Here is a 14,105-nt window from a genome sequence, read left to right as displayed (position 1 = left end):
CAGGCAAAAGACACCCATCGAGCTGGATTAGGGAGTTGCGTTATGACTACATCACCTCATTCTATTCATCACGCGGCTGCGGCGGGCTATCAGGCCAATGCGGATCGCTACGTTTTAGGCCGCCCGGATTATCCGGCGGAGATCGCCGATTGGCTGCGTGAAGTACTCGAGCTACAGCCCGGTAAGACCGTCATCGATCTGGGCGCAGGCACCGGCAAGTTCACTCCGCGCCTGCTGGAGACCGGTGCCAACGTCATCGCCGTTGAGCCGGTGGCGCCGATGCTGGGAAAGCTGGCGGCAGCGTTCCCTCAGGTGAAAACGCTGGCAGGTACCGCCGAATCACTCCCGCTGCCGGATGAGTCGGTGGATGCCGTGGTGTGCGCGCAATCCTTTCACTGGTTTGCCACACGTCAGGCGCTGGCGGAAATTCAGCGCGTGCTGAAACCCGGCGGTAAGCTTGGCCTGGTGTGGAATATGCGCGATGCGCGGGTTGGCTGGGTACGTAAGCTCAACCAGATAGTCGATCGCCACGAAGGGGATGCGCCGCGTTTTTATACCGGTGAATGGCGCAGGCTGTTCCCTTACCCGGGTTTTGCCCAGCTACAGGAGCAAGTGTTTATGCTGGGGCATAGCGGAGCGCCGGAAGATGTGATTTATAACCGTGTGCGATCCACCAGCTTTATCGCCGCGTTGCCGCAACAGCAGCAGGAACGGGTGATCGAACAGATCCGCCAGTTGGTGGCAGAGGAAGAGGAACTCCGGGGAAAAGAAACGCTTACGGTGCCTTACCAGACCTGCGCGTTCTTTACGACCAAGGCCTGAGCATGCCCCTCACCCTAGCCCTCTCCCACAGGGAGAGGGGACCGATCGAGTTAGGCTGAAAGTATCGTGACTCTTCATCAGCACCGGTTGATTCACCTTGGTTGAGGGGGGCGATCGCGGTTGCTGAGATTACCACCGTTCTCTCAACAGAGCAGGAGCTATCCGCTCCCAAGGAGAGGGGACCGATCGAATTCGTTAATTGCTTTGCGTAATACCTTGCCTTTCTTGTTCTGCCCCCCTACTTTCCGAAGTTACGCGGACTAACTACGCACTCGGGACAGCTCCCTCTCCCTGTGGGAGTGTACAGACCGGGGACATCATGAACACTTGTTCGCCCCCTGTGTCAGCATAGTTGTCGCTTACTTTCTGAAGGAGAATGACTATGCCTGCGCATGCAGTACCGATTGATGTGAAAGAAAAGGGAGTGATGTGGCTCCAGCCTCCTTATAGCTGGTCAGTCAGACACATTGCACAAAAACTGGCTCTGAGTTCTTCCGTTGTTGCAAAATGGCGACTTGAACTGGTGGCACAAGGCTTATTGCCAAAAAATGAAAGGATTTCCTCTGTGGATGGTGATGAATGGACTCCTGAGCGTCGCTTTTCGGTTGTTCTTGAAACAGCTTCATTGTCTGAAATGGAACTTGCCGATTATTGTCGCCGTCAGGGGCTTTTTGTTGAGCAGGTAAAAGAGTGGCGGGTTATTTCGATCAAAGCTCATGAAATGAAACTGACGGAAAATCGCCGCGCAGATAAAGAGTTACGCGATATCAGAAGCCGGTTGCGTGAACTTGAGAAGGAGCTGACCCGCAAAGATAAAGCGCTGGCAGAAGCGGCTGCGCTCCTGATGCTGCGGGAAAAGTTCAATGCCCTCTGGGACAACAGCGAGGAAGGCTGACACCTCTTCCGGAGCGGCAGAAAATTATTTCTCTTGTCCGTGAAGCTGTCGATCACGGCGCCCGTAAGATCCAGGCCTGTCAGTGTATCGGGATTTCGATCCGAACGCTGCAGCGCTGGATTGATGGTGATGGTGGAGTGATCAGTGCAGACAGAAGGCCCGGTGTAACAGACCGTGTCCCCCGAAATAAATTATCGGAAACAGAAAGGTTGCAAATTCTGGAGTTATGCAACTCTCCGGAATTTGCCTCTTTGCCTCCAAATGTGATCGTACCGATGCTGGCGGATAAAGGTGTTTATATTGCTTCTGAATCAACCTTTTATCGCGTATTAAAATCAGCCAGTCAACTGACGAGGAGGTCCCGGGAATGCCAGTATAAACGGCCTGATGTGCTTAAGGCGGTTGCACCGAACCAGGTCTGGAGTTGGGATATCAGTCATTTACCGTCCTGGGTCAGAGGTCAGCACTTTTATCTCTATATGATCATGGATATTTATAGCCGTAAAATTATTGCCGCAGAGGTATTCAGCAGTGAAACCGGGGAACATGCAGCAGAACTGCTACAACGAGCGGTGTGGAATGAAAAATGTTCATCCCGTAACCTGGTGCTGCATTCCGACAACGGAAGCCCAATGCGCAGCTTTACGTTGCTGGCAAAAATGTATGCCCTTGGCGTACTGAGTTCTTACTCTCGCCCCCGGGTCAGCAATGATAATCCGTATTCAGAATCATTGTTCCGCACACTCAAATATTGCCCCTGGTGGCCAGAGAACGGCTTTCACACAATAGATGACGCACGGGCCTGGGTAAGTCGTTTCGTAAACTGGTACAACCTTGAGCATAAGCACAGCGGGATCAAATACGTTACGCCGGATGAACGCCATCGGGGTCTCGATATGAAAATACTGGCAGCCAGAAAGTCTGTTTACCGGCTAGCCCACCAACAACATCCAGAACGCTGGAGTAAGCAGCTACGCAACTGGGACTATATTCCGGAAGTTTACCTTAACCCGGAAAAAGAGACGGCATAACGTAATTTTATTACATTAAGCGACAACTACCTTGAAAAACGCCGTTCGGGGACATGGTAGACACTTACAACATAGGTATGAGTACTTCTGAGTGGAGTTGCTTATGCCGTGGGATGAGAGATCTGCCATGTCATTACGTACCGAGTTTGTGCTTTTCGCCTCGCAAGAAGGCGCTAATATCCGTGCGCTATGCCGCCAGTTTGGCATAGCGCCTGCTACCGCATACAAGTGGTTACATCGCTGGCAGTCTGATGGGCGCGCCGGTCTGAACGAACGTTCTCGAGTGCCACACCATTCCCCCTGCAGAACCTCTGACACCGTTGTCCAACACCTCCGCGCTGCGCACCTGGCCCATCCGATGTGGGGCGCGCGCAAGCTCAAGCGGTGGCTCGAGATGCAGGGGCATACGTTACCGGCCGCCAGCACCGTGCATAACCTGATGCGCCGCCATGACCTGCTACCGGGCGGTCCGTCACCGACGCCCACCGTCGGACGCTTTGAACATGACGCACCGAACCGACTCTGGCAGATGGACTTTAAAGGCCACTTCCCCTTCGCCGAAGGGCGTTGTCATCCGCTGACCTTGCTGGATGACCATTCGCGCTTCTCGCTCTGTCTGGCGCACTGCCCGGACGAACGACGTGTCACCGTGCAGTCTCAGTTGATAGCGGTGTTCGAACGTTATGGCTTGCCGGAGAGAATGACCATGGATAATGGGGCCCCCTGGGGCGACACGACGGGCAGTTGGACCGCGCTGGAACTGTGGCTGATGCGTCAGGGTATCCGGGTGGGTCACTCTCGGCCTTATCATCCTCAGACTCAGGGTAAGCTGGAGCGCTTCCACCGCAGCCTGAAGGCAGAGCTCCTGCAGGGACGGTGGTTTACCCATGCCGCGCAGTTGCAGGAGGTGTTCGACGCCTGGCGAGATACCTACAACCTGGAGCGTCCACACGAAGCCCTGTCAATGGCGGTACCGGCGTCCCGTTATCAGCCTTCATCGCGACAGTACAATGGCAATCCGGCGGCAGCCGAGTATGACGAGGGGGTTTTGGTCAGGAAAGTGGATGTCAGTGGAAAACTGAGCCTGAAAGGGATGGGTCTGAAAGTGGGCAAGGCCTTTATCGGTGAATATGTCGGACTGAAGGAAAGTGAGAGAGAGGGCTACTACGAGGTATGGTGGTACAGCACGAAAGTGGGGATGATCGACCTGAGAAATAGGTCGATCATCATGGGTAAAGGATGTTAAAAAGTGTTCACCATGTCCTTGAACACCTGTCTACCATGTCCCCGGTCTGTACAGGGAGAGGGTTGGGGTGAGGGGTAATCAGAACGCTTTTTTGGCGTAGCCGGTAACCACTTTCAGGCCCATCTCACGGCCAAGTGCGGTCATTGGGTGTACCACGATCAGGCCACGAACGCTTTTCTTCAGCGTACCCATATCCGCCTGCTCTTTCTTGGTGATCTCGCGGCTGAACGGCAGCTGGCTCAACTTCTGCGCTTCCGCACTCAGTTTTTCCACGCGCACGTTTTTCAGGCGCTCAATCTCGGTCTTTAGCTTCTCTTTTTCTTTGAGATGTTGCGCAATCAGGTCGGTGTTACCCTGCTGGATCACCACGGTGTCTTTGTGGTTCAGTGCGTCCAGCAAATCGCTCAGGCGCTTAATCTCGGCTTTTTCTTTCTCTTTCATCGTCTCTGGCCTGTTTTGTTCTATGGCGTAAAAAATATTTCGCTAGTGTAGCAAAATGCACGGCAGGTTACTCCTCACCTTGCGCAATTCCCGCAGGCAGGCCGCTCATCTCGCAGGCTTTTGCCCCCACCCGCGCCAGCGCCTGGGTATAACGGGCGTTAAAGGGATAGCAGCAGGAGAGCCGCAGCCCATTATGGTAACGCCCACTGGGAGAATATAGCGTACCGGGCGTCAGGCAGATCTGCTCATCCAGCAACTGATGGAATAGCGCCACCGTGTCCACCCCTGCTGGGAACTCCACCCAGAACACAAACCCACCGGCAGGCTGAGTCGCTCTTGTCCCGCGCGGGAAATGGCGGGCAATCAGCGCTCTGGCCTCTTCCACCTGCGCCGCATAGCGTTTGCGCAAATTACGCAGATGATGATCGTATCCCCCCGCCTCCAGGAACATGGCCAGCGTTTCCGACAGCAAGTGCGACTCCGACATCGAAGACACCGCCTTCAGCTTACGCAGCGCATCACTGAACCGGCCACCAACCACCCAACCGATGCGGAAATCCGGTGCCAGCGTTTTGGTAAAGCTGGAGCAAAACAGCACCCAGCCGTCGCTATCGAACGCCTTCACCGCCGGGCTGAGCGCACTGCCAAATTGTAGCTCAGCATACAGCCCATCTTCGATCAGTGGCACTTGATGATCGTTCATCAGGCGTGCCAGCCGTTTTTTCGACGCCAGCGGCATGGTACAGCCCAGTGGATTCTGTATCGTCGGCATAGCGATGACCGCATTCAGCCGTTTCTCCTGCAACAGCAACTCCAGCGCATCCAGCGACAGGCCATGCTGCGGGTCGGTGGGAATTTCCAACGCTTTCAGCCCCAGGCTGGCGAGCAACGGCAACAGGTAAAAATAGGTCGGCGACTCCAACCCCACGCAGTCGCCGGGCTTGGTGGTCACCCTGAGCGCCAGCTGCAAGGCTTCCATACAACCGTGCGTCAGCGTGATGTCACTCGGCTCCAGCAACATGCCCAACGTCATCGAACGCCGGGCGATCTGCTGGCGCAACCGCAGGCTGCCCGGCGGCAAAGCGTATTGGCCAATCAGATTCGGCTGGCGGCGTAACTGTGATGACAACATCCTCCCCAGCTTGCCACCGGGGTAAAAATCCACGGTTTGCGGACAGGCGAGCGACAAATTGGTGAAGGCCGGGTTCTGTTGGGCGGCAAAAACCGTATCGATCAGGGCCAGCACATCATCCGCTGGCTGTTCAACCCGGTTGCTGGGTGCCGACGCCGTTTTCAACGCAGGCAAGGTCGCCCGCACGTAAAACCCAGACTGTGGCCGCGCCTCGATCAGCCCCCGGTCTTCCAACTGGCGATAGGCTGCCACCACGGTATTGATGCTGACGCTGTGGCTCTGTGCGCAACGGCGCACCGAAGGCAGGCGGCTACCGGGCGGTAAAGTGCCACGATGGATAGCCGCCGCCAATGTCTCCGCCAGTTGCAGGTAGCGGGTTTCGGGGATTTCGTCGAGCAGGGTCACAATTTCTCTCCAGGCAATGGGTACAGTTTGAAATTAGCGAAACTGTAACCATGACAATAGCTGATTTCTGGTTCTGTCACCATCACCCCACAGCCCTTATGCTGGTGATCACTCCCAATCATGTATGGAAAACCTTATGCTGGACTCTGCTTTTATCAGTTACGTGACCGTGATGTCGATTACCCCTGGCCCCAATAACCTGCTGCTGGCTTCGTCCGGCGTCAATTTCGGCCTGCGGCGTACCTTACCGATGATGTTTGGTATCAGTCTGGGCTGTGCGACACAGTTAGCCCTCACCACGCTATTGCTGGCGTTGATCCTTAACTGGGCCGATACCATCCGCTTTCCGCTGGCGGTAATGGGCTGTGCGTACCTGTTGTGGCTATCGTGGAAACTGTATAAGGCGGCTTCGCCGGATGCTAAACAGCAGGCGCGGCCAATGCGCTTTATCGGCGGAGCCTTGTTCCAGGCGGTGAACCCGAAAGCCTGGCTGATGGCCATCAACGTGGCGATCCTGTTCACACCCCATGAAGGGGCGACGCTGCATCAAACGCTGTTAACTATCGCAGGCTTCACTGCGGTGAATGTTCCATGCATCTTGATCTGGGCGTTGATGGGCGATCGGCTACGCCACGCTCTGCGTGTGACCTGGAAACTGCGGTTATTTAACGGCGTGATGGCGGGCTTGATGGCAACAACCGCATTATGGCTGCTGTTTGACGAGTGGCGTGCGCTGATGGCTTAAGGCTTTTGAACACCGAGCGGGGAGAGCCGGGAGGGCTGCTTGGCGCCAATTTTCGCCAGCAGCTCGGTGATCGACAGCACCATGGTGGAACGCACCATCTGCTGGTAACGCTGGTGTTGCATGGCGATCAGCGATTCATCGGCCTCGCCGGGCTGTAGAAACGTGGGGACCGGCGGCAACGCGCTGACGCAATGGAGCTCACCGAAGGGGCCGAGTATCTCATCATCAATAAAGCGATATTCCGAACCGTCGTGGTTCAGCTCTTCACGCATCGCCATCAGCAGTTCGGCATCTTCGTATTCATGGCGGGAAATCACCCCCAGCCCGTACATCAGCTTCAGACGTACCGAAAGTTCACCGAGCGGCCCGGCACCGGACAACAGAGGTTCTACGGCATATTTCACCGCATAGTCATCTTTACGGAAAACCTGTACCACCAGGACGTTAAGCGCTTCTGCCAACAGCTCGACCGCTGCGATCAGAAAACTGCGCACCGTCTTGCCAGCGTTCAGCTTTTCCAGAACCTTGTTTTCGAATGCCTGTGTCTCGATCATCTTCGCTTTTCGAATCGCGTGGGTGGTGTGGTCACTCAGGCGCTCCCCTTTAACCGCAAGGAGTGAACCCGAACGGGGGGCAAAGACGCCTTGCCCCCTCACCCTACCCCTTATCCGTGGGGAAAGGGAATGAGTTTGCTTACACTGGTTTGATATCACAGCGTTTACTGCAAGGCGTTATACACAGCAACCGCCTCTTCCACAACCTTGCTGTCGGCCGGTAAACCGGAAATTTGCGCCAGCGCGGCTTTTGGCCCCAGTTTGCTCAGCAAGTCTACCAGTTCTTGTGCCTGTGGGTCCTGCTCGCTGCGGTAGCTCATGGCGGCGGCAACCCCCTTGATCAGGTTGGCGTGCGGCAAGCCGTATTCCAACGTGCCCAACAGCGGCTTGATCAGGCGATCTCCTGCGCTCAGTTTGCGCAACGGCTGACGGCCTACGCGCTCAACGTCATCGTGCAGATACGGGTTTTCGAAGCGGGACAGGATTTTGTTGATATAGGCGGCATGCTTGTCGGCGTCAAAACCGTAGCGCTTGATCAGCACCGCACCGCTCTCTTCCATCGCCCCTTTGACCACCTGGCGGATGACCGGATCGAGGATTGCATCACGAATAGTCAACAGCTTGGCGCGTTGACCCAGGTAGGCAGTGATCGCATGGCCGGTATTGAGGGTAAACAGCTTACGCTCCACAAACGCCATCAGGTTGTCAGTCAGTTCCATACCGGCGATGGCTGGCGGTTGCCCTTTGAATTGGGTCTGATCGACAATCCACTCGCTAAAGGTTTCCACCGTCACTTCCAGCGGATCGTTGCTGCCCGCCTCTGCTGGGGGCACGATACGGTCTACGGCGGAATCGACAAAGCCGATATGCTGCTCAACCCAGGCCTGTTCATCCTGCGGCAGTGCGTCGAACACGTGCTGTTTGAGCTGGCTGGTGCCGCGTACCATGTTTTCACAGGCGATGATATTCAGCGGTTGATTATTGCCTTGCTGATGGCGCAGGATCAGGCCTTTGGCGATAGTCCCGGCAATTCTGGCGAGGATCTGCGGGCCAACGGCGGTCGTGACAATATCGGCCTGGGCTATCAAGGCCACCGCCTCTTCGCTACCGCTGTTAACGGCACTGACGTTGTTCACCTCTTCAACGCGCGCCTGCTCACCCACCACATGTACCTGGTAGCTTTTGCGTTGGTTCAACGCGTCCAGCACCGTCTGGTTAACGTCAGCAAAAGTCAGTTCGGCGTGCGCGTCGGCAAGCAGTTTGCCAATAAAGCCACGGCCAATATTGCCAGCTCCGAAGTGTAATGCTTTCATATTCCACCCTTTCTTAATGTAGAAAGGTGCAGCAAGCTGCACCCTTTAAAAAAATTCTGCTATCAGGCCTTTTTGCCGCCCAGCAATTCCAACACTTCCTGGACGCTGGTGGTATTCGCCAGCCGCTCGATGACGGTTTCATCATCCAACGCATTGGTCAGGCTGGTGATCACCTGGATATGCTCGTTATTACGTGCCGCGATACCGATAACCAGGCGTGCCACCTCATCCTCTTCGTCACCGAAACGTACGCCCTGCGGATACTGGCAGAACACCACGCCGGTACGCAGCACGCGGTCTTTGGCTTCGATGGTGCCATGCGGCACGGCAATGGATTCGCCCAGATAGGTAGAGGTCAGCTTTTCACGCTCCAACATGGCTGGAACATATTCTGGCTCGACGTAGCCTCCCTTCACCAGTTGCTCACCAGCAAAACGAATCGCCTGCTCTTTATCAATGGCCTGCAAACCGAGGAACACGTTGTTTTCACCCAGTTTGAACAGGTTCTGTTCGCTGGCGTCAAAGCTGTCATCCAGGGTAGAGATAACCTTCTGCTCGGTTTCGCTGGTCTTGTTAGCAGCCACCAGGCGAGCGGTCAAATCACTGTACAGATGGCTGTCCAGGAAGTTGGTCAGCGAAATGTGCTGAGCCTGCGGCGCATGGCGCATCGCACGCTCGGTCAAATCGCGGTGAGTGATCACCAGATCCACATCTTCCGGCAGGCTGTTGATCGCACTATTGGTTACCGAGATATTCTTCAGCCCCGCGTCCGCCACTTTCTTGCGCAGCACGCCAGCACCCATGGCGCTGGAACCCATACCCGCATCGCAAGCCACGATGATTTTACGCACGGTGCTCAGATCGCCGTCTACCGCTGCGTTTACCGCGGCACCGCCTTTAGACTGGGCTTTCATGTCCTGAATACGGCGGGTCGCCTCTTCCAGATCGTCTTCCTCTTTCACTTTTGAGGTTTTCAACAGGAAAGATGAGACCACGAAGGAGACCAGGAACGCCGCAAATACCGCCGCCAGGTTAGCGAAGTAGGCGCCTTTTGGCGTCATCGCCAACACCGCCAGGATAGAGCCTGGGGAGGCAGGGGATACCAGGCCACCGTTCAACAAGGTCAGGGTGAATACGCCGGTCATACCGCCCAGAATAACCGCCAGGATCAGGCGTGGATTCATCAGCACGTATGGGAAGTAAATTTCGTGGATACCCCCCAGGAAGTGGATGATCGCCGCACCGCCAGCAGACTGCTTGGCATTGCCACGGCCGAAGAACATATAGGCCATCAGCACGCCCAAACCTGGGCCTGGGTTGGCTTCGATCAGGAAGAAGATTGATTTACCGGTTTCCGTCGCCTGCTGGATACCCAGCGGTGAGAAGATGCCGTGGTTGATGGCGTTGTTCAGGAACAGGATTTTCGCCGGTTCAACGAAGATCGAGGTCAATGGCAGCAGGTTGTTGACCACCATGATATGCACGCCAGCCGCCAACACTTTAGACAGCGCTTCGACCAATGGCCCGATACCCATAAAGGCCAGGATCGCCAACAGCATACCAATGATGCCAGCGGAGAAGTTGTTGACCAACATCTCGAAGCCGCTCTTGATCTTGCCGTCGACCCAACGGTCAAAATGCTTGATCGCCCAGCCGCCCAGCGGCCCAACAATCATGGCGCCGAGGAACATCGGCATATCTGCACCGACGATCACACCCATGGTGGTGATGGCACCGACCACGCCGCCACGCTCGCCGCCCACCAGTTTACCGCCGGTATAACCGATCAGCAGTGGCAGCAGATAGGTGATCATTGGCCCAACCAGCTTGGCTAACGTCTCGTTTGGCAGCCAGCCGGTAGGAATGAATAGCGCAGTGATGATACCCCAGGCGATGAATGCGCCAATGTTGGGCATCACCATGTTACTCAGGAAACGGCCAAAGTTTTGCACTTTAACCTTGATGTCTGGTGAAAACATAAACACACCCCTATTGTTACGCGCTGACAATAAGAGCGCGCGATAATTGTTGTAACGTTCTAGCCCTGTTGATGCTGTTTGCGAAACGGACTCTACCACGCTCCTTTTACTACGCGAACTTCACGGAATTTTTGTGATCGCCATCACTAACATTGCCCCTACACCCCGGTGTATTTAGTGATACACATCACACTTATCCGGTGTAAAAAAAATACAACGAGAAGATATACCGGCTAAAAGCACCTAAAACGTGACCTTAATCACACTTTAAACCTTGATGTTTGTTTTTAAAATGTGACAAGAATCACAATTTATTTTACATCCGACCACCGGGCCGTGACCTGAAATGACATCTTCCCTGTGAGCATCCACACCGTCGGGAAATAACCATGGCGTGGATGAAAGAAAACTACATTAAGAGATGTGATGAATAAGTGAAGTGTAGTACAGAAAATACGTGGGGGAGGGAGGGGTAAGGAGTTGGAAAAAAGCGGAATAATGTATGTGGTACCAAACGCTGGCCCACATACATTGTTTAGAACGAAGGTTATTGCATTACCGCCAGCACGGTTTTCTGTGCGTTCAGCAAGTCCTGCTGCTTGGCCACCAGATTGGACATCATGGTGTTGTACTGCGTCGCCTGCTGCTGGGTGCGGAACTGCACGCCACCGTTGTTGAAGCTGACCTGATTGCCCTGGGCCTGTAGGAAATCCCCTACCTGTACCAGGTCTTGGACAAAACCGGCTGTGGTTGGGATCGCTGGCATCAGCGCATTGGCCGGTGCGGTAACGATCTTGTCATACGCCTGGTTGTACACCGCTTTCAGGTCGTCCGGCTGTTTCAGCGCCGCACGAGCGGTATCCGCCTGCGCCTTGGCAGTCTGGATCTGCTGGCCCAGCAGGTTTAACGCGCCGATCGACTGTTGCAAGCTATCGCGCTTGCTCATGTAGTCCTGCGCGGTGCGGATCTGATTAACCTGCTCCAGCGCCGGGGTCAGGCTGGCGTCCACCGACTTGGTCAACTGCTGGGAAAAGCCCACCAGAATGGCGTAATCGCTGGTATAAGCACCGAATTTCTGTTTCTGATCTTCGCTCAACGTCGGGATATGTACGCCACTGCGCATGACCGTATTCTGTAAGTAATCAACGAATGCCTTGCGCTGCTCCGGCTCTTTATCGCCGCAGGCGGTCAGTTGCATAACCACCAACAATGCCAACACCGGTGCCAGCCAACGCGCGAAACTTCTGCTCTGGATCCCTACAGCCATGTGACATAACTCCTGTTATAAACGTGTCTTTTATCGGATTCCATGCCGTCTGCCGCCCTCCGTGCGTCTACAAGAATAGATCAACTGCCAGCGATACGAAATGTGATTGTGCGAGGCTCGCAGAATAACTCACCGTTGCGCGGCCGCCATCAGAGAAGAAAAAGCGCCCGCAGGCGCTTTTTCTTGGGCTTTACACCATTATTGCAGTACGGAGATATCCGCGACCTGCAAGAACAACTCACGCAGCTTGCTCAGCAGAGTCAGGCGGTTCACGCGCACCGCTTCATCTTCTGCCATCACCATCACGCCGTCGAAGAACGCATCCACGGTTTCACGGAGTGCGGCCAGTTCTACCAGTGCTTCCTGGTAGCGGCCTTCGGCGAAGAACGGTTGCAGCTTATCGCGCAGCACCACCAAGTGGGTTGCCAACTTCAGTTCGGCCGGTTCTTTCAATACCGATGCGTGGACCTGGTCCAGCAGCGTATCGTTGGATTTAGCCAGGATATTGGAAACGCGCTTGTTGGCAGCCGCCAATGCCGCTGCTGCTTCCAGCGTACGGAAATGCGTCACCGCTTTTACCCGCGCATCGAAGTCTGCTGGCTTGGTTGGGCGACGAGCCAACACGGCCTGGATGGTATCCACCGCGTGACCTTCTTCCTGATACCAGGCGCGGAAACGGCCCAGCATAAAGTCGACAACCTCATCTACGACCTTGGCGTTGGTCAGCTTGTCACCATACAGGCGGACAGCCTCTTCGGTCAGGGTTTGCAGATCCAGCGGCAGGTTTTTCTCAACGATAATACGCAGTACGCCCAGCGCAGCACGGCGCAGTGCGAACGGGTCTTTATCGCCTTTTGGATGTTGCCCGATGCCGAAGATCCCGGCCAGGGTGTCCATTTTGTCGGCAATAGCCAACGAGCAGGCCACCAACGATTGCGGCAGCTCATCACCGGCAAAGCGTGGTTGATACTGTTCGTTCAACGCTACCGCCACGTCTTCGGCTTCACCGTCATGGCGCGCATAGTGCATGCCCATGACGCCTTGGGTGTCGGTGAATTCGAACACCATGTTGGTCATCAGATCGCACTTCGACAGCAGCCCCGCACGCGTGGCGTGGTTGACGTCAGCCCCGATCTGGCCAGCGATCCAGCCAGCCATGGCCTGAATACGGTCGGTCTTGGCGCGCAGGGTGCCCAGTTGCTGTTGGAACAGCACGGTTTCCAGACGCGGCAGGTTGTCTTCCAGGCGTTGCTTGCGGTCGGTATTGAAGAAGAATTCGGCATCCGCCAGACGTGGGCGCACCACTTTCTCGTTACCGGAGATAATTTGCTGCGGATCTTTCGATTCGATATTGGCGACAAAGATAAAGTTCGGCAGCAGTTTGCCCGCGGCGTCATACACCGGGAAATACTTCTGATCGCCCTTCATGGTGTACACCAACGCTTCCGCCGGCACCGCCAGGAATTTCTCTTCGAACTTGGCGGTCAGCACCACTGGCCATTCGACCAACGAGGTGACTTCTTCCAGCAGGCTCTCGCTCAAATCGGCTTTACCGCCAATCTGCTGTGCAGCCAACTCGGCATCACGCTTGATCAAGGATTTACGGGTTTGATAATCCGCCACCACTTTGCCGCGCTCCAACAGGATCTGCGGGTATTGATCGGCATTATCGATGGTGAATTCGGCTTCACCCATAAAGCGGTGGCCGCGAATAGTGCGGGCAGAGTCGATACCCAGCACGGTGCCAGGGATCAGTTCAGCACCCAGCAGCAGGGTCACGGTATGCACAGGGCGGACGAACTGGGTTTCTTTATCACCCCAGCGCATCAGTTTCGGGATTGGCAGCTTGGACAGCGCGGTGCTCACCATACCGGCCAGCAGTTGCTGGGCAGATTGGCCAGGCACATGGGCGCGATACAGCAGCCATTCGCCTTTATCGGTCACCAGGCGCTCGGCCTGATCGACGGTAATACCGCAGCCACGCGCCCAACCTTCGGCCGCTTTGCTCGGTTTGCCTTCGGCATCGAACGCCTGGGCAATGGCTGGACCGCGTTTTTCAACTTCACGATCGGCCTGCGCAGCACTCAGATCCGCCACTTTCAACGCCAGGCGGCGCGGAGCGGCAAACCACTTCACTTCGCCATGTTCCAGGCCAGCGTTGTCCAGTTCAGCGGTAAAGTTGGCGGCAAAGGCTTCTGCCAGTGAGCGAAGAGCCTTCGGCGGCAGCTCTTCCGTGCCGATTTCCACCAGGAAAGTCTGTTGTGTCATAGCTGCC

The 14,105-nt window shown here is 55.6% G+C and carries 11 protein-coding genes; 4 read left to right on the top strand and 7 right to left on the bottom strand.

Going from position 1 to position 14,105, the window contains the following annotated elements; all coding sequences use genetic code 11:
- Positions 1-42: 42 nt before the first annotated feature.
- From KGP17_RS00205 to KGP17_RS00195, 3 genes are all read left to right on the top strand, one after another.
- A complete protein-coding gene (locus KGP17_RS00205) occupies positions 43-822 on the top strand; it encodes a class I SAM-dependent methyltransferase (protein ID WP_223498663.1) in 780 nt (259 codons plus the stop codon).
- 427 nt (positions 823-1,249) lie between these two features.
- Positions 1,250-2,748 (top strand): IS3 family transposase gene (locus KGP17_RS00200; protein ID WP_371822214.1). Its coding sequence is split into 2 segments (ribosomal slippage): positions 1,250-1,682 and positions 1,682-2,748, totalling 1,500 coding nucleotides; the frame shifts between segments, so codons are not numbered across the junction.
- A 91-nt stretch (positions 2,749-2,839) separates the two neighbouring features.
- Positions 2,840-3,994, top strand: a complete 1,155-nt coding sequence (locus tag KGP17_RS00195) for an IS481 family transposase (protein WP_218519072.1) — start codon at positions 2,840-2,842, stop codon at positions 3,992-3,994.
- A gap of 78 nt (positions 3,995-4,072) precedes the next feature.
- Here KGP17_RS00195 and KGP17_RS00190 read toward each other — a convergent pair whose 3' ends face one another.
- Positions 4,073-4,435, bottom strand: a complete 363-nt coding sequence (locus KGP17_RS00190) for a YibL family ribosome-associated protein (protein WP_021181343.1) — start codon at positions 4,433-4,435, stop codon at positions 4,073-4,075.
- A gap of 67 nt (positions 4,436-4,502) precedes the next feature.
- Positions 4,503-5,972 carry a PLP-dependent aminotransferase family protein gene (locus KGP17_RS00185; protein ID WP_115160317.1) on the bottom strand — a complete coding sequence of 490 codons (1,470 nt, stop codon included), beginning with the start codon at positions 5,970-5,972 and terminating at the stop codon, positions 4,503-4,505.
- 136 nt (positions 5,973-6,108) lie between these two features.
- On the opposite strand from KGP17_RS00185, the gene KGP17_RS00180 reads away from it, so the two are divergent.
- Positions 6,109-6,717, top strand: a complete 609-nt coding sequence (locus tag KGP17_RS00180) for a LysE family translocator (protein ID WP_021181345.1) — start codon at positions 6,109-6,111, stop codon at positions 6,715-6,717.
- Here KGP17_RS00180 and KGP17_RS00175 read toward each other — a convergent pair.
- The 5 genes from KGP17_RS00175 to glyS all read right to left on the bottom strand — a co-directional run bounded on the left by KGP17_RS00175 (position 6,714) and on the right by glyS (position 14,098).
- Positions 6,714-7,271, bottom strand: a complete 558-nt coding sequence (locus tag KGP17_RS00175; RefSeq protein WP_223498662.1) for an MltR family transcriptional regulator — start codon at positions 7,269-7,271, stop codon at positions 6,714-6,716. The two genes, KGP17_RS00180 and KGP17_RS00175, sit on opposite strands and share 4 nt — an antisense overlap.
- A gap of 164 nt (positions 7,272-7,435) precedes the next feature.
- Entirely contained in the window at positions 7,436-8,584 is a 1,149-nt protein-coding gene (locus KGP17_RS00170; RefSeq protein WP_223498661.1) for a mannitol-1-phosphate 5-dehydrogenase, read from the bottom strand.
- Between the two features lie 62 nt (positions 8,585-8,646).
- Positions 8,647-10,563 carry a PTS mannitol transporter subunit IICBA gene (locus KGP17_RS00165; RefSeq protein WP_223498660.1) on the bottom strand — a complete coding sequence of 639 codons (1,917 nt, stop codon included), beginning with the start codon at positions 10,561-10,563 and terminating at the stop codon, positions 8,647-8,649.
- A 547-nt stretch (positions 10,564-11,110) separates the two neighbouring features.
- Positions 11,111-11,830: a DUF3053 domain-containing protein gene (locus tag KGP17_RS00160; protein ID WP_059199242.1), complete on the bottom strand. Its 720-nt coding sequence runs from the start codon at positions 11,828-11,830 to the stop codon at positions 11,111-11,113.
- A 198-nt stretch (positions 11,831-12,028) separates the two neighbouring features.
- A complete protein-coding gene (gene glyS / locus KGP17_RS00155) occupies positions 12,029-14,098 on the bottom strand; it encodes a glycine--tRNA ligase subunit beta (protein WP_059199243.1) in 2,070 nt (689 codons plus the stop codon).
- Between the last annotated feature and the right edge of the window lie 7 nt (positions 14,099-14,105).

It is taken from the genome of Serratia sp. JSRIV001, assembly GCF_019968745.1.
GTDB classification, from domain to species: domain Bacteria; phylum Pseudomonadota; class Gammaproteobacteria; order Enterobacterales; family Enterobacteriaceae; genus Chania; species Chania fonticola_B.
The sequence above is the reverse complement of the archived record's forward strand: the minus strand, read 5'-3'. Positions and strand labels throughout refer to the sequence as shown.